Source organism: Curtobacterium sp. 8I-2, assembly GCF_902506155.1.
In the GTDB taxonomy this organism is placed as follows: Bacteria; Actinomycetota; Actinomycetes; order Actinomycetales; family Microbacteriaceae; genus Curtobacterium; species Curtobacterium poinsettiae.
This window is the reverse complement of the sequence record NZ_LR732827.1, coordinates 2,681,137-2,700,672: the sequence shown is the minus strand read 5'-3', so window position 1 is coordinate 2,700,672 and position 19,536 is coordinate 2,681,137. Positions and strand designations below refer to the sequence as shown.

Annotated in this window: 15 protein-coding genes; 1 reads left to right on the top strand and 14 read right to left on the bottom strand. The window is 72.8% G+C overall.

What is annotated here, in order from left to right; genetic code table 11:
- Window positions 1-10: 10 nt before the first annotated feature.
- From BOSE127_RS16470 to BOSE127_RS16460, 3 genes are all read right to left on the bottom strand, one after another.
- Window positions 11-1,579 (bottom strand): RsmB/NOP family class I SAM-dependent RNA methyltransferase, encoded by a 1,569-nt coding sequence (locus tag BOSE127_RS16470; protein ID WP_236559580.1) that lies wholly within the window; start codon window positions 1,577-1,579, stop codon window positions 11-13.
- Window positions 1,576-2,511 carry a methionyl-tRNA formyltransferase gene (gene fmt / locus BOSE127_RS16465; protein ID WP_159558029.1) on the bottom strand — a complete coding sequence of 312 codons (936 nt, stop codon included), beginning with the start codon at window positions 2,509-2,511 and terminating at the stop codon, window positions 1,576-1,578. Before fmt ends, BOSE127_RS16470 begins: the two co-directional genes overlap by 4 nt.
- Before the next feature lie 67 nt (window positions 2,512-2,578).
- Entirely contained in the window at window positions 2,579-5,533 is a 2,955-nt protein-coding gene (locus BOSE127_RS16460) for a DEAD/DEAH box helicase family protein (RefSeq protein WP_159558027.1), read from the bottom strand.
- A gap of 111 nt (window positions 5,534-5,644) precedes the next feature.
- Between BOSE127_RS16460 and BOSE127_RS16455 the strand changes: the two genes are divergently transcribed.
- Entirely contained in the window at window positions 5,645-6,100 is a 456-nt protein-coding gene (locus tag BOSE127_RS16455; RefSeq protein ID WP_017887189.1) for a DUF4383 domain-containing protein, read from the top strand.
- A gap of 124 nt (window positions 6,101-6,224) precedes the next feature.
- On the opposite strand, the gene BOSE127_RS16450 is transcribed toward BOSE127_RS16455, so the two are convergent.
- Genes BOSE127_RS16450 through pyrR form a run of 11 tightly spaced genes read right to left on the bottom strand, consistent with a single transcriptional unit; the run spans window position 6,225 to window position 19,517 of the window.
- Window positions 6,225-8,207: a primosomal protein N' gene (locus BOSE127_RS16450; RefSeq protein WP_159558025.1), complete on the bottom strand. Its 1,983-nt coding sequence runs from the start codon at window positions 8,205-8,207 to the stop codon at window positions 6,225-6,227.
- Between the two features lie 8 nt (window positions 8,208-8,215).
- Window positions 8,216-9,427, bottom strand: a complete 1,212-nt coding sequence (metK, locus tag BOSE127_RS16445) for a methionine adenosyltransferase (protein ID WP_017887187.1) — start codon at window positions 9,425-9,427, stop codon at window positions 8,216-8,218.
- Window positions 9,428-9,432: 5 nt separating this feature from the next.
- Window positions 9,433-9,696, bottom strand: a complete 264-nt coding sequence (rpoZ, locus tag BOSE127_RS16440; RefSeq protein ID WP_017887186.1) for a DNA-directed RNA polymerase subunit omega — start codon at window positions 9,694-9,696, stop codon at window positions 9,433-9,435.
- A gap of 27 nt (window positions 9,697-9,723) precedes the next feature.
- On the bottom strand, window positions 9,724-10,647 hold the full coding sequence (gene gmk / locus BOSE127_RS16435; RefSeq protein ID WP_017887185.1) for a guanylate kinase: 924 nt from the start codon (window positions 10,645-10,647) through the stop codon (window positions 9,724-9,726).
- Window positions 10,644-11,528: an orotidine-5'-phosphate decarboxylase gene (pyrF, locus tag BOSE127_RS16430; RefSeq protein ID WP_231564113.1), complete on the bottom strand. Its 885-nt coding sequence runs from the start codon at window positions 11,526-11,528 to the stop codon at window positions 10,644-10,646. The genes gmk and pyrF overlap by 4 nt, the downstream gene beginning before the upstream one ends.
- 11 nt (window positions 11,529-11,539) lie before the next feature.
- A complete protein-coding gene (gene carB / locus BOSE127_RS16425; protein WP_042540292.1) occupies window positions 11,540-14,833 on the bottom strand; it encodes a carbamoyl-phosphate synthase large subunit in 3,294 nt (1,097 codons plus the stop codon).
- Window positions 14,833-16,032, bottom strand: a complete 1,200-nt coding sequence (gene carA, locus BOSE127_RS16420) for a glutamine-hydrolyzing carbamoyl-phosphate synthase small subunit (RefSeq protein ID WP_159558023.1) — start codon at window positions 16,030-16,032, stop codon at window positions 14,833-14,835. Before carA ends, carB begins: the two co-directional genes overlap by 1 nt.
- Window positions 16,029-16,592: a PH-like domain-containing protein gene (locus tag BOSE127_RS16415; RefSeq protein ID WP_042540296.1), complete on the bottom strand. Its 564-nt coding sequence runs from the start codon at window positions 16,590-16,592 to the stop codon at window positions 16,029-16,031. Before BOSE127_RS16415 ends, carA begins: the two co-directional genes overlap by 4 nt.
- Window positions 16,589-17,947, bottom strand: a complete 1,359-nt coding sequence (locus BOSE127_RS16410; RefSeq protein ID WP_056068790.1) for a dihydroorotase — start codon at window positions 17,945-17,947, stop codon at window positions 16,589-16,591. The genes BOSE127_RS16415 and BOSE127_RS16410 overlap by 4 nt, the downstream gene beginning before the upstream one ends.
- Window positions 17,944-18,918, bottom strand: a complete 975-nt coding sequence (locus BOSE127_RS16405; protein WP_140448093.1) for an aspartate carbamoyltransferase catalytic subunit — start codon at window positions 18,916-18,918, stop codon at window positions 17,944-17,946. Before BOSE127_RS16405 ends, BOSE127_RS16410 begins: the two co-directional genes overlap by 4 nt.
- Window positions 18,918-19,517, bottom strand: coding sequence for a bifunctional pyr operon transcriptional regulator/uracil phosphoribosyltransferase PyrR (gene pyrR / locus BOSE127_RS16400; protein WP_017887177.1), 600 nt, complete (start codon window positions 19,515-19,517; stop codon window positions 18,918-18,920). Before pyrR ends, BOSE127_RS16405 begins: the two co-directional genes overlap by 1 nt.
- Between the last annotated feature and the right edge of the window lie 19 nt (window positions 19,518-19,536).

The window sequence follows — 19,536 nt, the reverse complement described above, 5'->3', positions numbered from 1 at the left end:
CGTCGGGGCCTCAGTCGACGCGGCGGAACAGCGCGATGAACATCGCGTCCGTGCCGATCCGGTGCGGCCACAGCTGCGCTGTGGCGCCGTCCGCGATCTCCGGGTCACGAGCGGCGACACCCCGGACGACCGTGGCGGTGTCGAGCTGCTCGAGCCGGCCACCGTGCCGCCCCATCAGCGCGTCGACCTGCCCGCGCGTCTCGGCCAGGTGCGGCGAGCACGTCACGTAGGCCAGGGTCCCGCCCGGAGCGAGCACGCGGACGGCGGCGTCGAGCAGTTCGGTCTGCAGCGCCGCGAGCTCCTCGACGTCCTCGGGGAGCTTCCGCCAGCGGGCCTCCGGCCGGCGACGCAGTGCGCCGAGCCCGGTGCACGGGGCGTCGAGCAGGATGCGGTCGAAGGTCATCCCGGTGCCGTCGCGGCCGTACCGACGGGCGTCGCCCTCGACGACCCGCACGTGGTCGCCGAACACGCCGAGGGCGTTCCGCACGAGTCCGGCCCGGGCGGGCACGAGCTCGTTGGCGACCAGGGTCGCCCCGCCCTGCTGCGCCTCGGCGGCGAGCAGCGCGGCCTTGCCGCCGGGACCGGCGCACATGTCGAGCCACCGCTCCCCCGCACGCACGGCCGACGAGCGGCTCAGCGCCAGCGCGGCGAGCTGCGACCCCTCGTCCTGCACGCGCAGTCGCCCGGCGGCGACGCCCGGCACGCGTGCCGGGTCGCCGGAGATGCCGCGGATCCCGACGGGCGACACCGGCGCGGCGTCCGCCTGCACGACGGGTTCGGCGGACCGGACGGGAGGCACGGTGCCGGTCGCGCCGTCGGCCTCCGGTTCGTCGACGGCCGGCACCAGGGCCGCGGGCACGTCGTCCGCCCCGGTCGCGTCAGCGAACGCGGCGTCGGTGTCGTCGTCCGGCGCGGTGCGCGCGGTCGCCGTGGCGATGTCCTCGTCGGTGGCGAGTCCGGGCAGGGCTGCGAGCTGCACCCGGGGTGCTGCGTTGTCGGCGGCGAGCAGGGCTGCGAGCTCGTCGCGGGAGCGCTCGGCGGCCAGGGCGTCGCGGAGTGCGGAGACGACCCAGACCGGGTGCGACCACCGGGTGGCGAGCAGGGCGTCCCCGGCGCGGCCCTCGGTGATCAGGGCGTCCCACTCGTCGTCGGTGCGGGCGGCGATCTTCCGCATCACGGCGTTGACGAACCCGGTGGCGCGGCGGGCACCGACCTCGCGGGCGAGCTCGACCGTGGCGTCGACGGCGGCGTGCGTCGGCGTGCGCATGGCGAGCAGCTGGTGGGCGCCCAGGCGCATCACGTCGAGGACGTCCGCCTCGATGTTCTCGGCCCGGCGACCGGAGGCCAGCGCGATGATCACGTCGTAGCGGCCGAGCATCCGGATCGACCCGTAGGTGAGCTCGGTCGCGAACCCGGCGTCGCGGGCGGTGAGTCCGGCACGGCGGATGCGCGTCGGCAGCAGCAGGTTCGCGTAGGCGTCGTCGACCTGCACGGCGCGGAGCACGTCGAACGCCACGCGGCGGGCACTGGCCGGGCGGGGGCCACGGCGGGCAGCCTGGGGCTTCGTCTGGGGGCTCATGCGAGGACCTTCCCGTCCAGTTCGCCGAGGCCACGGGCCCAGGCGGCGGCGTCCATCGCCTTCTTGCCCGCCGGCTGCACCTCGAGCAGCACGAGCGGGGTGTCGGCGGTCCCGACCAGCAGCCGACCGCCGTGGAGCGCGAGCGCACCGGGCGCGAGCGACGGGGCGGGGTCCTCGGCGCCTCCTGGCTGGAGCGTGCTGCGGAGCAGCTTCACGCGGGTCCCGCCCAGGTGGGCGTACGCGCCGGGCTCGGGCGTGACGCCGCGCAGCCGGGCGTGCACGACCGCTGCCGGAGCGGCGAAGTCGACGCGGCCGTCGTCGATCGTGAGCTTCGGGGCGAGCGTGGGCTCGCCGGACTGCTCGGTCGCGACAGCGGTGCCGGCGGCGATGGCGTCCACGACGTCCGCCACGACGTCGGCGCCGACCTCGGCCATCGCGGCGAGGACCTCGCCCGAGGTCGCCTCGGGGTCGATCTCGAAGGGCCGCGCGGCGTGCACCGGGCCGGCGTCCAGCGCCTCGACCAGCTGGAAGACCGTGGCGGCGGTCCGGGTGTCGCCGGCCATCACCGCACGCTGCACGGGAGCAGCGCCGCGGTACGCCGGCAGGTCGGAGAAGTGCAGGTTGATCCACCCGTGCCGCGGGGCGTCGAGGGCCGGACGGCGGAGCAGAGCGCCGTAGGCGACGATCACGCCGAGGTCGACGTCGAGGTCCGTGATACGGGCGGTGACGGCGTCGTCGACGCGCGAGGCCTCGATGACCGGCAGTCCGAGCTCCGCGGCGACGACGGCCACCGGGGTCGGGGTGAGGACCCGCTTGCGGCCCTGCGGGGTGGCCGGCCGGGTGAGCACCGCGACGATCTCGTGGTCGGACGCCGCCAGACGGCGGAGGGTGGGGACGGCCGCAGCGGGGCTGCCGGCGACGACGAGACGCATGGGTCCATCGTCCCACGCGCGTCGCCCGCGGCTGGCACGAGCACCGGCCGACGTCACCAGCCCGTCGTCAGGACCACTGGTCACGCAGGGACGGCGGCGTCTTCGTCGCCCCGGAGTCACGTCGAGCGCGGAGCAGCAGCACGAGCGACGCTGGCGAGTCGATCTCGTGGAGTCGACACGGACCGACCGAACGGTCCCAGTCGGCGGCGAACGCCTCGGCGTCCTCCCGCCGTCGTCCGATCCCCGTCGGGACCGCCAGGAACCGGTTGCCGCGGGTGGTCGTCCGTGCGATCCACAGCGCGAGCGCCAGCAGCGGTGCCCGGCGCAGCCGCGCTGCCTCGCCGCGCCCGGTCTCGAGCAGGAACCGCGGCGTGCGGACCGGACCGAACGCCTCGGCGAGTGCGCTCGTCACCGTGCGGCGGTCCTCCACGGTCCCACCGAGGGCCTCCATGGTGAACGCCACCGGCAGCCTGCCGGCCATCGTCGGGGTGACGCGGATGTCGCCGTCCCCGTAGGCGGGGATGCGTCCGGCGCGGTGCAGGCCGTCGATGACGACGCGGACGGCGCTCCGGTAGCCGTGCGTGGTGTCGAACCGCTGTCGCAGCGCCGTGCCGAGCTGCCGGGCGACCGGCCAGGCGACCGCGGTCGCGGCGACCACGGCGAGGACCGCACCGACGACGCCGAGGACGACGCCGGCGCGCCAGAGTTCGACGACGACACGGAACGACTGTGCGACGACCGCGAGTACCAGCGCGAGCACGACGGTCATCACGGCGGCTGCGGTGGGGCCGGTGGTCCAGGGCGCGGCATCGGGTTCGTGGAGGACGGCGGCCGTGCTCTCGCGGTCGGCGTACGGCTCGCCGATGCGCCAGGCCGCGTGGGTCTGCTCGCGGGACGGCAGCGCCGCCGCGATGTCGTCGTCGAGCGCTCGGACGTTCCGCCGCTTGTCCTTGGCGACGATCGCGGCGAGCCGCAGGGCGTGTGCGTCGGAGAGTGCGGTCCCGGTGCCGCGGACGACCTGGGTGTCGTCCTCGCGGAGGAGTCCCCAGAGCTGATCGTGCTTCCGGTGCATGCGGCTGACGTCCGGCGCTGCGAGGAGCGGGACGTCAGCGGGCACGACGGCGGTGACGGTCCAGTTGTGGGCGACCTTGCGGGGCCAGGCGGGGTCGAGGCGCAGGGTGCGGCCGCGGAGCTGCTGGGTGGCGGAGGACGTCGCGACGGCCGTGAGGTCGATCAGGGTGTTCACCGCCGGGCAGTCCCAGCCCTCGCCGAGGAGTCCGCGGGTGCCGACGACGAGACGGGTGGTCGCGTCGGTGAGCAGTGCCGAGACGGCGGCGATGACCGCGGCCGAGCCGGTGCCGGCGGTCTCCACCGCGAGCACCCCCGGTGTGCCGTCCACCGGACTGGCGGGCAGTTCGGTGCCGAGGTGGCGTCGGAGCGCGGGCAGCAGGACGTCGGCGTCGCGGGCGGCGATGCGGAGGTGCTTCGCGGTGACGAGGACGGGGTGCAGGCCGGTGAGGGTCGGGTCCGCGGCGATCGTCGCGAAGGTGCGGAGCGCGCCGGCGTCGCGCCCACCCGAGCCACGGGCGTTGCCGTGCGTGGCGTGGTCCGTGACGACGACGGTGCGCAGGCGGCCCGCGCCCTCCTGCTCGAGTTCGAGCCGGAGGATCTCCCCCACCGCGGTGTCCTTGGCCGCGGACGAGGCGAGGACGGTGTCGACGGGGTCGCGGCCACGCCGGACCCCGCGGTCCGTCAGGGTGAAGCCGAAGTCGACGATGGACCGTTTGATCCGCTGCCACTGTTCCGCTCGGTCGGGATCGGGCAGGAGCCGGTCGAGGGCGTAGCGGGCGAGCAGCCGGAGTCGCTGCTCGGCGTCGGGTGTGCTCCGGGCGGCGTGGTGGACGAAGGCCAGGACCGGGTGGTCCGGACGGACCTCCGCGAGCATGCGCGCGGCGGACTCGGCGACGGCGAAGTCGGTGTCGAACGCACGGGCCAGCCGCGTCTCGGGCGATGCCGTGGCCGAGCGGTCACCGTCGGACTGGTCGACGGGTGGCTGCAGGGTGTGCACCAGCCAGTCCGCGCCGTCGGGGTCGTCGAACGTCGTCGCCACCAGGCTCGCGAGCTGGTCCTCGTGCTCGCGGAGGAACGCGATTTCGTCCTGCGTGGGTTCGACGAACCAGACGTGGTCTCGGTAGGGCGCGAGGTTGCCCTCCTTCACCACGGCCGGTGTCGGGACCTCGTGGTCGACGTCGCCGAGCAGCGCGGTGTAGTTGTCGTGCGCGTCCCGGTCGTCGGTGGACGGCAGGGTGGCGGTGAGCCCGATGAGCAGGGGTTCACGGCCGGCCTGCCGGATGCGTGCGGCGAGGTACGCGACCACGAGGGCCCAGTGGTCGAGCAGGTGGTGGCACTCGTCGAGCACGATGGTGCCGACGCCGTGCGCGACGAGCCGGTCGACCAGGGCCCGGGCGTTCGGGTGCAGCGCGGTCGCGAGGAGCGCCGGGTCCTCGCGGGCGAGTCGACGGCGGATGGCCCGTGAGCGCCGCGCGATCCCCTTCCGGTACGCCGTCGGGTTGGAGCCATCGAGGTCGACGAGCCACGCTGCCGCAGCCTGCTCGTCGCGGCCGCCCTCGACGAGTTCGCGGCGCCAGTCCGCAGCCGCGAGCTCGGTGAGCGGGTTGCCGGTCTCGAGGACCGAGAGCATCTGGTAGGTCAGCGCGGTCAGGTCACCGGGGTGCTCGGGGTCCTCGGACACGCGGACGGCCGGAGCACCGTCGAGCGCGGCAGCCGAGACGGCCCACTGGGAGCGGATCGTCGCGGTCGGCGCGAGGACGAGCGCGCGGGCTCCGGCGCGGCCGGCCAGCAGGAGCCCGAGCAGGGTCTTGCCGGAGCCCGGCGGCGCGACCACGTGCACCGGGTCCCCTGGCACCACGGGCACCCGGTCGAGCACGTCCTGCTGGTAGCGCCGCAGCGTCCCCTGGTAGCGCCAGCCCGTGAGCGGACCGCCCCGTTCCCCCGTCGTCACGCCTCGAGTCTCCCACGGGCAGTGCGCGGCGGGATGCGTTCCGTGGACCGTCCGTGAACCGACTGCGCGGTGGCTGCGTACGGTCTGAACCACATCAGGAAAGGAACCACCATGAGCGACGTCACCACCGCCACCAACCGCTACGCCGGTTCGTCCGTCCAGAAGGCCGCCCTCGTGGTCGGCATCGTGTTCCTGCTCGTCGGGATCGCCGGGTTCGTCCCCGGCATCACGACCGGTGACCTGGCCGGCGCCGGACACGAGTCGATGGGCATGCTGCTCGGCATCTTCCAGGTGTCGGTGCTGCACAACATCGTCCACCTGCTGTTCGGCGTCGTCGGACTGCTCGCCGCCAACCGGGCCACCGGCTCGCGGATGTACCTCGTGCTCGGCGGGGTCGTCTACTTCGTCCTGTGGGTCTACGGCCTGTTCACCGCCGGGCACAGCTCGGGTGCGAACTTCGTCCCGCTGAACAACGCCGACAACTGGCTGCACCTCGTGCTCGCCATCGGCATGGTCGCCCTCGGCGTCGTGCTGCCGCGCGAGCGTCGCCGGCCCGCCAACGCCTGACCGGCGCACACCCGACTGTCGCAGCAACGCGGCAGACCCCGAACGACACCGCCGACGTCCCACGACGTCGGCGGTGTCGTTCTGCGTCGGGGCCACCCAGTCGTGCCCACCCGGTCGGCCGGGCTCAGACCTCGGAGAACGGTTCGGCGTCGTCGAGCCGCACCCGCAGCGTCGGAGCGGCCCGTCGGCGGTTGCCGCCCTTGAGCACCCGCCGGGTCGACGAACGCCGGATGACCTCGGCCTTGAGCGTCGCCGCGACCTCGGCACCGTGGGCGTACGGGAACCGCACGATCGCCCGGACCGTGCCCGGCAGAGCGTCGTCCTCGACGGGGACCGGGCCGAGCACCGGACCGACGACCGCGTCGCCCAGGGCCTCGACCGCAGCGGTGACGGCCTCGTCGGTGCCGGTCATCGTCGCCACCCGGACGGCCGGCGGGAAGTGGAGTTCACGGCGGTCGGTGAGTTCGTCGTGCGCGGGTCCGTCGAGCCGCCACAGGGCCATCGCAGACGCCAGACGCCCACCGATCCCGACCAGGTACACCTCGGCGCCGGGGGCCGACTTCGCCGCCGCGTTCGTCCAGAAGCGCAGCACGTCCTCCTGCACGCGCAGCCCTTCGCGGGCGAGCATCTTCTCGCCGTCGAGCAGCAGCACGCAGGCGTAACCGCCGGGCACCGAGGGTTCCGCCCCGCGGGTGGCGACGACGACCGACGGCTTGGCGGGGACCTCGTCGAGCGGACGGGATCCGTCAGCGACGATGATCCGGGTGCCGGGGAACGCACGCCCGAGCTCCTCCGCGGTGCGCTGTGCGCCCTGGCCGACCGGCTTGACGGTGCCGTTGCCGCACGTCGGGCAGCGGAACCCGACGGCCAGGGCACCGCAGAACCGGCACTGGGGGGTGGCGCCCCGGTGGGGGCTGCCGAGCGGGCCGCCGCAGACCCGGCAGTGCGCCCGTTCGCCGCACTCGGCGCAGACCAGGCCGGTGCCGAAGCCCGGGCTGGCGACCTGCACCAGGACGGCTCCGTGCTGGCTCGCCTCGCGCGCGGCGCGCCAGGCCGAACTCGGGATGCGCGCCTGGGCGGCGAAGCCCTCGGCCCCGGTCTGCTGCACGGTGGGGATGACCTTCGGGGTCTTCACGCGGTACGGGACGACGTCCTGCAGCCAGTGCAGCTCGACCAGGCGTTGCACGTCGGTGCTGCGCGCGTGCGAGACGAACAGCAGCGCGGCACCGGACTGGGCCGCCCGCACCAGGGCGACGTCGCGCGTGTGCACGTAGGGCGCCCGCTGCTCGATGAACGAGGCGTCGCCGTCGTCCCACATCGCGATCAGCCCGAGCTCCGTCGCCGGCGCGTACATCGCCGTGCGGTTCCCGATCGCGACCACCGAGTGCGTGCGGGCCTGCAGCAGGGCCTTCGCACGCTGCCCGTTCGTCTGCTTCGCGTCGAACCGCACCACCCGCTCCGGCGGCAGCACGGCGAGCAGGGCGCGCTCGAGGTCGATGACGTCGCGGAAGTCCGGCACGGCGACCACCGCGGACTGCTCGGCCGCCAGCGTGTGCGCCGCGGCCTGGGCGAGCGTCGCAGCCCATCCGGGCACCCAGACCGGCGCGTCCGCGTCACCCACCGCCACGGGCTGGGGCACGGCGGCGACCGCAGCACGTCCGTGCTCCGTCACCACGGCCTCCAGGACGCCGTCGGCGTAGCCGGTGACGGGCGGAGCGGTCACCGGCGGGGGCGACCACGCGGTGTCACGGGCGAGCCAGGCCTTCTCGGCGCGCACCTGACGCGGTGGTACGGCGAGGCGCAGGACGTCGGAGGCGACGCCCGCCGCCCGGTCCGCGACGGCGCGCGCCAGGGTCCAGATCTCCGGCGCCAGGACGGGCACCGGGGACAGCACGGCCTCGATCTGGCTGAGCTCACCGGGGTACTCACCCTCGGTGACGATCTCGACCACGTACCCGTCGGACATCCGCGCCCCGGTGCGCAGCGGCACCTTGACGCGGACCCCCGCGACGCAGTCGTCCTCGAGCTCGGCCGGCACCCGGTAGTCGAACAGACGGTCCAACTGCGGGAGCGGCGAGTCGAGGACGACGCGCGCGACGGTGGTCACGCGGTGCTTCAGACGGTCGCGGCGACGAGTCCTGCGGCAGCGCGGAGTTCCTCGACACGGTCGAGCTGCTCCCACGTGAACCCGGGGAGCTCGCGGCCGAAGTGGCCGTAGGTCGCGGTCTGCGCGTAGATCGGTCGGAGCAGGTCGAGGTCGCGGATGATCGCGGCCGGACGCAGGTCGAACACCTGGCGGATGGCGGCTTCGATCGTGGCGTCGTCGACGTGTCCGGTGCCGAAGGTCTCGACGTAGAGCCCGACGGGCTTCGCGCGGCCGATCGCGTACGCGACCTGCACCTCGAGCCGGTCGGCGAGCCCCGCGGCGACCGCGTTCTTGGCGACCCAGCGCAGCGCGTAGGCGGCCGAACGGTCGACCTTCGACGGGTCCTTGCCGCTGAACGCGCCGCCACCGTGACGGGAGGCCCCGCCGTACGTGTCGACGATCACCTTGCGGCCGGTGAGTCCGGCGTCGCCCTGGGGTCCACCGATCTCGAAGCGACCGGTCGGGTTGACGATGACGTCGACGTGCGAGGAGTCGAGGTCGACGAGGTCGAGGACCGGACGGATCACGTGCTCGGTGATCGCGGCGGTGAGCTCGTCGAGCGTGACGCTCGGCGAGTGCTGCGTGGAGAGCACGACGGTCTCGACGGTCTTCGGCACGACGCCGTCGTACCCGACGGTGACCTGGGTCTTGCCGTCGGGACGCAGGAACGACAGCTCGCCCGACTTGCGGACCGCGGCCAGGCGCTCGGCGAGACGGTGCGCCAGCCAGATCGCGACCGGCATGTACTCGGGGGTCTCGTTCGTCGCGAAGCCGAACATGATGCCCTGGTCGCCGGCGCCCTGACGGTCGAGCGGATCGACCGCACCGGTGCGGGAGTCGAGCGACTCGTCCACACCCTGCGCGATGTCGGGCGACTGCGCACCGATCGAGACCTCGACACCGCAGGTGGCGCCGTCGAACGAGACGTCCGACGAGTTGTAGCCGATGCCGGTGATGACGTCACGCACGAGCTTCGGGATCTCGACGTAGCCGGAGGTCGTGACCTCGCCGGCGACGTGCACGAGCCCGGTGGTCACCATCGTCTCGACGGCGACGCGCGCGTTCGGGTCGACCGTGAGCAGCGCGTCGAGGATGCTGTCCGAGATCTGGTCGCAGATCTTGTCGGGGTGCCCCTCGGTCACCGACTCGGACGTGAAGAGGCGGAGAGCAGCTGCAGTCACCGGGATCAGTCGGTGGGCTGCTGCTGCTTGGTGACGGTGAGCTTGTCCTCGTTGATCTCGTGGAGCGCGACGGACAGCGGCTTGTCGTCGATCGTCGAGTCGACGAGCGGGCCGACGTTGTCGAACAGCGAGCCCTCGTGCAGGTCGGCGTAGTAGTCGTTGATCTGGCGGGCGCGCTTCGACGCGAAGATGACGAGCGCGTACTTCGACTCGACCTTGCTGAGCAGGTCGTCGATGGGCGGGTCGATGATGCCCTGGGGGTTGGCCATGGTGTCTCCTCGAAGTCAGTGCACCCGTCAGGGCGCAGAGAACAAGTCTACGACCTCACGTGCCGCGGTGCCGACATCGGAGTTCACGATCCGCACGTCGAACTCGTCCTGGGCGGCCAGCTCGACCTTCGCGGTCTCGAGACGACGCGCCTGTTCATCCGCGGATTCGGTGCCACGGCCGATGAGCCGGCGCACCAGTTCCTCCCACGTCGGGGGCAGCAGGAACACCAGCACGGCCTCGGGCATGGCGTCGCGGACCTGTCGTGCGCCCTGCAGGTCGATCTCGAGCATGACCTTCTCGCCGGCGTCGAGCGCACGGTCGATCGGCGGCCGCGGGGTGCCGTAGCGGTACGAGTTGTGGACGGTCGCCCACTCGAGCAGCTCGCGGTCGCGGATCATCCGGTCGAACTCGGCGTCGTCCACGAAGTAGTAGTGCACACCGTCGACCTCGCCGGGGCGGGGCTTCCGGGTGGTGGCGGAGACGCTGAGGTTGACGTCCGGGTACTGCTGTCGGATGTGCGCGCTCACCGTGCCCTTGCCGACCGCGGTGGGTCCGGCGAGCACGACGAGCTTCGAGGCACCACGCTTGCGACCGCGCGCGGCGAGCCAGTCCGCCAGCGCGGTCCGCTGCCGGGTGCCGAGGCCACCGAGGCGCTTCGACGGTGCGATCCGCAGGGTCCCCATGATCGCCTCGGCTCGTGCGGGGCCGATGCCCGGCAGGCTGACGAGCAGGTCGCGGACCCGCAGCGAACGCTCGGCCGAGGTCGTCTCGACCAGCGAGTCGTCCCACGCGGCACGGGCGACGTCGAGTGCGGAGCGCTCCCCCGACGCGATCGCCGCCTTCACCGCAGCCCGGGCGCGTCGCGCGGCGACGGCGGCCTTCGCCGCGGCGACGCGGTCCACCTCTGGCGGGGTGCGGTGCGCGGGCAGGCCCTCGGGCGCGTCGGTCACGCTGCCGCCGCCAGTGCCGTGCGGATGCGGTCGGCGCGGTCGGCGACGAGGGCCGCGACCCCGTCCGGACCGTCGGTCAGCAGGCCGCGCGACTCGCTCACGAGCACCTGCTCGGCACGGGCGCCGTACAGCGCCCGGAGGTCCTCGATGCGGGCCCCCTGGGCGCCGAAGCCCGGGGCGAGGACCGGCGCGGAGCCGATCGCGTCCGCGTCGATGCCGAAGTCGTCGAGTCGAAGGGTCGCGCCGAGCACGAGCCCGACGTCGCCCAGGGCCTGATCGCCCACGGACCGGTTGTCGTCTGCCACGTCCAAGACGATACCGGCCGCGACCGTCCGGCCGGTACGCGGTCCCTCGGCCAGCACCGCGGTCTGTAGCACCCGGGCCTCGGGGTTGCTCGTCGCCGCGAGCACGAAGACCCCCGCACCGTTCCGGCGCGCGACGTCGATCGTGCCCCGGAGCGAGCCGTACCCGAGGTACGGCGACACCGTCATCGCGTCGGCCGCGAACGGCCCGTCGCGGTCCAGCCACGCCAGCGCGTAGTCGTCACCGGTCGTCCCGATGTCGCCCCGCTTCACGTCGGCGACGACCAGGAGGCCCGCATCGCGTGCCCGACGGATCGTCGCGTCGAGCGCGCGGTAGCCCGCCACCCCCGCCGCCTCGAAGAAGGCGACCTGCGGCTTCACGATCGCCGCGCGGCCGGCAGCCGCGTCGACCAGGGCCGCGCCGAATGCGGCAAGGCCCTGCTCGTCGCGGCCGAGCCCCCACGCCGCCAGGGTGGCGGCGTGGGGGTCGATGCCGACGCAGAGCGGTGAACGCTCGCGCACGGCGGACGCGAGTCGGTCACCGAAGGAGGCCGGGCCTCCTGACCGGTTCGTGCCCACGCTGGCAGCCGTCACCAGGTGGCGCGCTCGAGCGCGTAGTCCTGCAGGCTGCGGACGTTGAGCGGCGAACCGATCGTCTCGATCGCCGCGACGGCCGCACCGATCTGCGCGATCGTCGTGAACAGCGGCTTGTCCGCCGCGACCGTGGCCGCACGGATCTCGTACCCGTCCGCACGACCGGCAGCACCGGACGGCGTGTTGATGACGATGTCGACCTCGCCGGTGGCCAGCAGGTCGACGACGCTCTCGCCACCCTGGCTGTACTTGCCGACGATGCCGACCTCGATGCCGTTGCGCCGGAGGATCTCCGCCGTGCCCTCGGTCGCGATGATCGTGAAGCCGAGCTGCTGCAGGCGGTGCACCGGCAGCACGATCGCGCGCTTGTCGGTGTCGGCGACGCTCACGAAGACCGTGCCGCTGGTCGGCAGGCCGCCGTACGCGGCGTCCTGCGACTTGAGGAAGGCCCGCGGGAAGTCGCGGTCGATGCCCATGACCTCGCCGGTGGAGCGCATCTCGGGGCTGAGCACCGAGTCGACGACCTGGCCCTCGCGGGTGCGGAAGCGCCGGAAGGGCAGCACGGCTTCCTTGACGGCGACCGGCGACTGCGCGGGCACGAAGGCACCGTCGCGCTCGGGCAGCATGCCCTCGGCCACGAGCTCGGCGACCGTGGTGCCGGTCATGATGCGGGACGCGGCCTTCGCCAGCGGGATGCCGAGCGCCTTCGACACGAAGGGCACCGTGCGGCTGGCGCGCGGGTTCGCCTCGAGGACGTAGAGCACGCCGGCGCCGATGGCGAACTGGACGTTGAGCAGGCCCTGCACGCCGATGCCGCGGGCGATCTTCTCGGTCGCGTCGACGACGCCCTGGATCTCCGCGCGGCCGAGACCGACCGGGGGCAGGGTGCACGCCGAGTCGCCGGAGTGGATGCCGGCCTCTTCGAGGTGCTCCATGATGCCGCCGATGTAGAGCCGCTCGCCGTCGAAGAGCGCGTCGACGTCGATCTCCACCGCGTCGTCCAGGAACCGGTCGACCAGCAGCGGGAGCTCCGGGCCGATGATCGCCTGGTCGGCCATCCGGTCGAAGTAGTCCGCGAGCGACGGGGAGTCGTACAGGATCTCCATGCCGCGGCCGCCGAGCACGAACGACGGGCGGACGAGGACCGGGTACCCGATCTCCTCGGCGACCGTGGTGGCGCTCGTCAGGTCGTGGGCCGTGCCGTTCCGCGGTGCGAGCAGCCCGGCCGCGTCGAGGATGGCGGAGAACTGCCCGCGCTCCTCGGCCGAGTCGATCGCGGTGGGGCTGGTGCCGAGGATCGGGATCCCGGCGGCCTCGAGCGGTTTCGCCAGGCCCAGTGCGGTCTGACCACCGAGCTGCACGACGACACCGACGAGTTCGCCGGACGCCGCCTCGGCCTCGATGACCTCGAGGACGTCCTCGGCCGTGAGCGGCTCGAAGTACAGGCGGTCCGAGGTGTCGTAGTCGGTTGACACGGTCTCGGGGTTGCAGTTGATCATGATCGTCTCGAACCCGGCGGCGCTCAGCGCGAAGGACGCGTGCACGCAGGAGTAGTCGAACTCGACGCCCTGCCCGATGCGGTTCGGACCGGAACCGAGGATGACGACCTTCTTGCGGTCGCTCGGCGTGATCTCGGTCTCGGTGTCGTACGACGAGTAGTGGTACGGCGTCAGGGCCGGGAACTCGCCGGCACAGGTGTCGACCGTCTTGAAGACCGGTCGGATGCCCTGGGCGTGCCGCTCGTCACGGACCTGCTGCTCGGAGACCGGTGCCGCGTCCGTGCTGCGCAGGCTCGCGATCTGGGTGTCGCTGAAGCCGTGCTCCTTCGCCCAGCGCATCGTGTCCGCGTCGAGGGTCTCCGCGGCACGGACCTCGTCCGCGACCTCGTTGATGAGCACGATCTGGTCGATGAACCAGGGGTCGATCTTGGTGGCCTCGAAGACCTCGTCCGCGGTGGCACCCGCGACCAGGGCCTGCTGGACCGTGACGATGCGGCCGTCGGTCGGGATCGACGACTTCGCCAGCAGGGCGTCCTTGTCGAGCTCGGACGCCGGGGTGTCCCAGTGGAAGCTCGACCCGCGCTTCTCGAGCGAGCGCAGCGACTTCTGCAGCGCCGTGGCGTAGTTCCGGCCGATGGCCATCGCCTCGCCGACGCTCTTCATAGTGGTGGTCAGGGTGGCGTCGGCGGCCGGGAACTTCTCGAACGCGAACCGCGGGGTCTTCACGACCACGTAGTCGAGCGTCGGCTCGAAGCTCGCCGGGGTGACCTTCGTGATGTCGTTCTCGATCTCGTCGAGCCGGTAGCCGATCGCGAGCTTCGCGGCGATCTTCGCGATCGGGAACCCCGTGGCCTTCGACGCCAGGGCCGACGAGCGGGACACGCGGGGGTTCATCTCGATGACGATGACGCGGCCGTTGGACGGGTCGACGGCGAACTGGATGTTGCAGCCACCGGTGTCGACGCCGACGCGACGGATGATGTCGATGCCGATGTTCCGCATGTTCTGGTACTCGCGGTCGGTCAGGGTCAGCGCGGGGGCGACCGTGATCGAGTCACCGGTGTGGACACCGACCGGGTCGACGTTCTCGATGGAGCAGATGACGACCGTGTTGTCGTAGTTGTCGCGCATCAGCTCGAGCTCGTACTCCTTCCAGCCGAGGATGGACTCCTCGAGCAGGACCTCGGTCGTCGGGCTGGACTGCAGCCCGTCGCCGACGAAGCGGACGAGTTCGGCCTCGTTGTAGGCGAAGCCCGAGCCGAGGCCGCCCATGGTGAAGGACGGGCGGACGACGAGCGGGTACCCGAGGTCCTTCGCGAACTCCTTCGCCTCTTCCAAGGTGTGCGCGATGTGGCTGCGGGCGACGTCGGCACCGGACTCGAGCACGAGCTCCTTGAAGAGCTGGCGGTCCTCGCCGCGCTGGATCGCCTCGACCTTGGCGCCGATGAGCTCGACGCCGTGCTTGGCGAGGATGCCGGCCTCGTCGAGCGCGATGGCCGCGTTCAGGGCCGTCTGACCACCGAGGGTCGGCAGGACGGCGTCCGGCTTCTCGATGCGGATGATCTCCTCGAGCGACGCGTTCGTGATCGGCTCGATGTAGGTCGCGTCGGCGAAGTCGGGGTCGGTCATGATCGTCGCCGGGTTCGGGTTGACGAGGATGACCCGGACGCCCTCGGCCCGCAGGACGCGGCACGCCTGGGTGCCGGAGTAGTCGAACTCGGCGGCCTGACCGATGACGATCGGGCCGGAACCGATGACGAGGACGGAGTTGATGTCTGCGCGCTTGGGCATCAGTTCGCTTCCTTGGTGATTTCTGCTGCTGGGGTCGTGGCGTCGGCGGTGGCCGCGTCGAGCGGCTCACCGTCGCGACGCTCGCGCACCATGTCCGCGAACCGGTCGAAGAGGTACATGCTGTCGTGCGGCCCGGCGGCGGCCTCGGGGTGGTACTGCACGCTGAACGCCGGCACGTCGAGCGCTCGGAGGCCCTCGACCACGTCGTCGTTCAGCGAGTAGTGCGAGACCTCGACCCGACCGAACCCGGCCGGCGACTCGATGACCTCGCCCAGGGGCGCGTCGACCGCGAAGCCGTGGTTCTGGCTCGTGATCTCGACCTTGCCCGTGGTCGTGTCGAGCACCGGCTGGTTGATGCCGCGGTGGCCGAAGGGCAGCTTGTAGGTGCCGAAGCCCAGGGCACGGCCGAGCAGCTGGTTGCCGAAGCAGATGCCGAAGAACGGCCGGCCGGTGCGCAGGCTGCCCTGCAGCAGTTCGACCTGCGCGTCCGAGGCGGCGGGGTCACCGGGGCCGTTCGAGTAGAAGAGGGCATCCGGTGCGAGGGCTTCCAGCTCCTCGGCGGAGATGTCCTGCGGCACGACGTGCACCTCGAAGCCGCGGGCGGCGAGGTACCGGGTGGTCGACGCCTTCACACCGAGGTCGAGGACGGCCAGGGTGCCGATCTGCTCACCTTCGGCCGACACCACGTACGTCTCCGGGGTGGACACCAGCGACGAGAAGCTCGCGCCCGCCATGGTGGCCTGCGACCGCACGGCGTCCAGCTGCTCCGACTCCGGCAGTGCCGCGTCGGCGCCGCTGAAGACGCCGCCCTTCATGGCGCCGGCGTCGCGGATGCGGCGGGTGAGGGCGCGGGTGTCGATCCCTGCGATGCCGACGATCCCGTCGCGCACCAGGTGGTCGTCGAGCGTGGCGTTCGCGCGGTGGTTCGACACCACGCGGCTGGGGTCGCGCACCACGTACCCGGCGACCCAGATGCGACGGGACTCGGGGTCCTCGTCGTTCACCCCCGTGTTGCCGATGTGCGGCGCGGTCTGCACCACGATCTGCCCGGCGTAGGAGGGGTCGGTCAGCGTCTCCTGGTAGCCGGTCATGCCGGTCGCGAAGACCACCTCGCCGAGCGTGCGCCCACGGGCGCCGTAGGCCCAGCCGTCGTACCGGGTGCCGTCTTCGAGGACCAGGACGGCCCGTTCGCGTGTCATGCTTTCTTCCCTTCGCCCGCGGTTCGCGGAGCATCGGCCGCAGTCGCCTGCGGCCCGGTCTCGGTCAGTCCCTGCAGGGCGTGCAGCGCGGCTGCGTCGCCCTCCGGGAACCGGAAGTAGGTGTCCAGGTCCGTCGCACCTGCGGCGCCGGTCGCCGTCCATCGCAGACGGACCAGTCCCCCGGGTTCGACCACTCGGTCGATCGCCCACGTGGAGCGGTCGGCGCCGCGGACCGCGTCACGCGCGATCCAGCGGTCGTCGGTACCGGCGAGGCGCATCACCACGCCGGTCGCGTGGACCGTCACCCCGCCGCGGCCGCGGAACCCGAGGCCGCCTGCGGTGATGCGTTCCAACGGCTGGTCGGCGCGGGTCGTCGCGACGGTGAACCCGTCCCACGACCCGACCGCCGGTGCCAGGTCGGCCGGCACCCGGACCGGAGGCACGGCTTCCGCCTGCTTCCTGGTCCGCGTCCGCCAGGTGCGCGCCATCGCGACGAACAGGGCGGCGACCGCGAGCAGGATCACCGCGCCGAGGAGCCAGCGCTGCGTGTCGCCGCTCATGCGCGCGCCCCTGTCCGGAGCGCCGCGGCGTGCGCCGCGATCGTGTCCGCGTCGACGACCCGGCCGTCGAGCACCGTCGCGTACCCCTGGTGGAAGGTCGCGACGACCCGGCCCGGCAGGGTCATGCCGAGGTACGGCGAGTTCTGCGACTGGCCGGCGAGGTCGGTGACCGCGAACTCACGGCTGGCCGACGGGTCGTAGAGCGTGATCTCGGCGGGCGCGCCCTCGGCGATGCGCTGCCCGTGCCCCTCGACCTGACCGATCCGCGCCGGCGCCTCGGACAGCACCCGGGCGACGTCGGCCCAGTCGAGCCGGCCGTCGTCGACCACGGCGGACTGCACCACGCTCAGCGCCGACTCGAGACCGACCATGCCGTTCGCGGCGGCCGGCCACTCGCAGCACTTCGCCTCGGCGGTGTGCGGCGCGTGGTCGGTCGCGACGATGTCGATGGTGCCGTCGGCCAGGGCCGCGCGGAGCGCCTCGACGTCCTCGCGGGCGCGGAGCGGCGGGTTCACCTTGTAGCGGGCGTCGTACCCGGGGGCGCCGTCGTGCCCGGCGATGAGGTCCTCGGTGAGCACCAGGTGGTGCGGCGTGACCTCGGCCGTGACGTCGATGCCACGGGACTTCGCCCAGCGGATCACCTCGACGCTGCCGGCCGTCGAGACGTGGCAGACGTGCAGCCGCGCCCCGACGTGGTCGGCGAGCAGGACGTCGCGGGCGATGATCGCCTCTTCCGCGACGGCGGGCCACCCGGCGAGGCCGAGCTCGGAGGACAGCCGGCCCTCGTTCATCTGCGCGCCGATGGTCAGGCGTGGCTCCTGGGCGTGCTGCGCGAGCACCCCGCCGAACCCCTTGATGTACTCGAGTGCCCGGCGCATGAGCAGCGGGTCGGCCACGCAGGAGCCGTCGTCCGAGAACACCCGGACCTTCGCCCGCGAGGTCGCCATCGCACCGATCTCGGACAGGTGCGTGCCCTGCAGCCCCTGCGACACGGCGCCGATCGGGCGGACCGTGACGTACCCGGCGTCGTCACCGAGCGCCTGGACCTGCTCGACGACGCCCGCGGTGTCGGCGACCGGGCTCGAGTTCGCCATCGCGTTCACGGCGGTGAAGCCGCCGGCGGCCGCGGCACGCGAGCCGGTGAGGACCGTCTCGGACTCCTCGTGGCCGGGCTCGCGCAGGTGCGTGTGGAGGTCCACGAGACCGGGCAGGGCGATGAGCCCGTCCGCGTCCACGGTGGTGGCGCCCGCCGCGTCGAGACCGGACCCGATCGCGGTGATGCGCCGGCCCTCCAGACGGATGTCGGCACGCGAGCCGTCGACCAGCTGCGCGCCACGGATCAGGTGAGCGGTCATGCGGCGGACTCCTTCGCGTCGGTGCCGTTGCCGGCGCTGCCCGTCAGGGCGAGGTAGAGGACGGCCATCCGGACCGAGACGCCGTTCTCGACCTGCTCGACGACGGTCGAGCGGGGGTCGTCGGCGGCGACGCCGGCGATCTCGAGCCCGCGGTTCATCGGACCGGGGTGCATGATCAGCGTGCGCTCGGACAGCCGTCCGAAGCGCGCCGCCGTCAGGCCCCAGTGCCGCGTGTACTCGCGCGGGTTCGGGAAGAAGGCGTCGTTCATGCGTTCCTGCTGGATGCGGAGCGTCATGACGACGTCCGGGTCCTCGGCCAGGGCGGTGTCGAGGTCGTGGTGCACCGCGGCCCCGAACGGTGTCGTCGTGGCGGGCAGCAGGGTCGGCGGCGCGGCGAAGGTCACGCTCGCGCCGAGGGTGCGGAGCAGCCAGGCGTTCGACCGGGCGACACGGCTGTGCAGCACGTCGCCGATGATCAGGACCCGCACGCCGTCGAGGCCCTGGCCGCGCGAACCGGCGCCGTGCAGGCGGCGGCGCATCGTGAAGGCGTCGAGCAGCGCCTGCGTCGGGTGCTCGTGGGTGCCGTCGCCGGCGTTGACCACCGGCACGTCGATCCAGTCGGCGTCGGCGAGCACCCGCGGGGCGCCGGACGCGCCGTGGCGCATGACGATGCCGTCGATGCCCATCGCGCCGAGGGTCTGCACGGTGTCCTTCAGGGATTCGCCCTTCGAGACGCTCGAGCCCTTCGCGGCGAAGTTCAGGACGTCGGCGGACAGGCGCTTCGCGGCGGCCTCGAACGAGATGCGCGTGCGCGTGGAGTCCTCGAAGAACAGGTTCACCACGGTCTTGCCGCGCAGGGCCGGGAGCTTCCGGACCTCGCGCGTGTTGACCTCGGCCATCTCCTCGGCGACGTCGAGGATGTGGACGGCCTGGTCGCGGGACAGGTCGGCGGTGGAGAGCAGGTGCCGCATCACGCCACCCCCTGCTCGATGAACACGGTGTCGTCGCCGTCGGTCTCGGCCAGGTGCAGGGTGACCCGCTCGTCGGACGCCGTGGGCAGGTTCTTGCCGACGTGGTCCGCGCGGATCGGCAGTTCGCGGTGGCCGCGGTCGACGAGCACGGCGAGCCGGACGGCACGCGGCCGGCCGATGCCCTGCAGCGCGTCGAGCGCGGCGCGGACGGTGCGGCCGGAGTACAGCACGTCGTCGACGAGCACGACGACCTTGCCGTCGATGCCACCGGCGGGGATGACCGTCCGGTGCGGGGCTCGACCGATGCCGTGGCCGAGGTCGTCGCGGTGCATGGTGACGTCGAGCGTGCCGACACGCTCCGTCCCGATGCCACCGGCGGCCGAGGACCACTCCGGCTCGATGCCGGCCAGGATCCGGCCGAGGCGTTCCGCCAGGACGGCGCCGCGGGTCGGGATGCCGAGGAGCACGAGGTCCGAGCCCCCGTGGTTGGCTTCGAGGATCTCGTGCGCGATGCGTGTCAGGGCACGCGTGATGTCGGGCTGTTGCAGGACCGTTCTGGTTCCCACGTCGACCCCCTTCCCCGCCTCACTGGACGGCATTAAAGGATGCTGACGTGGC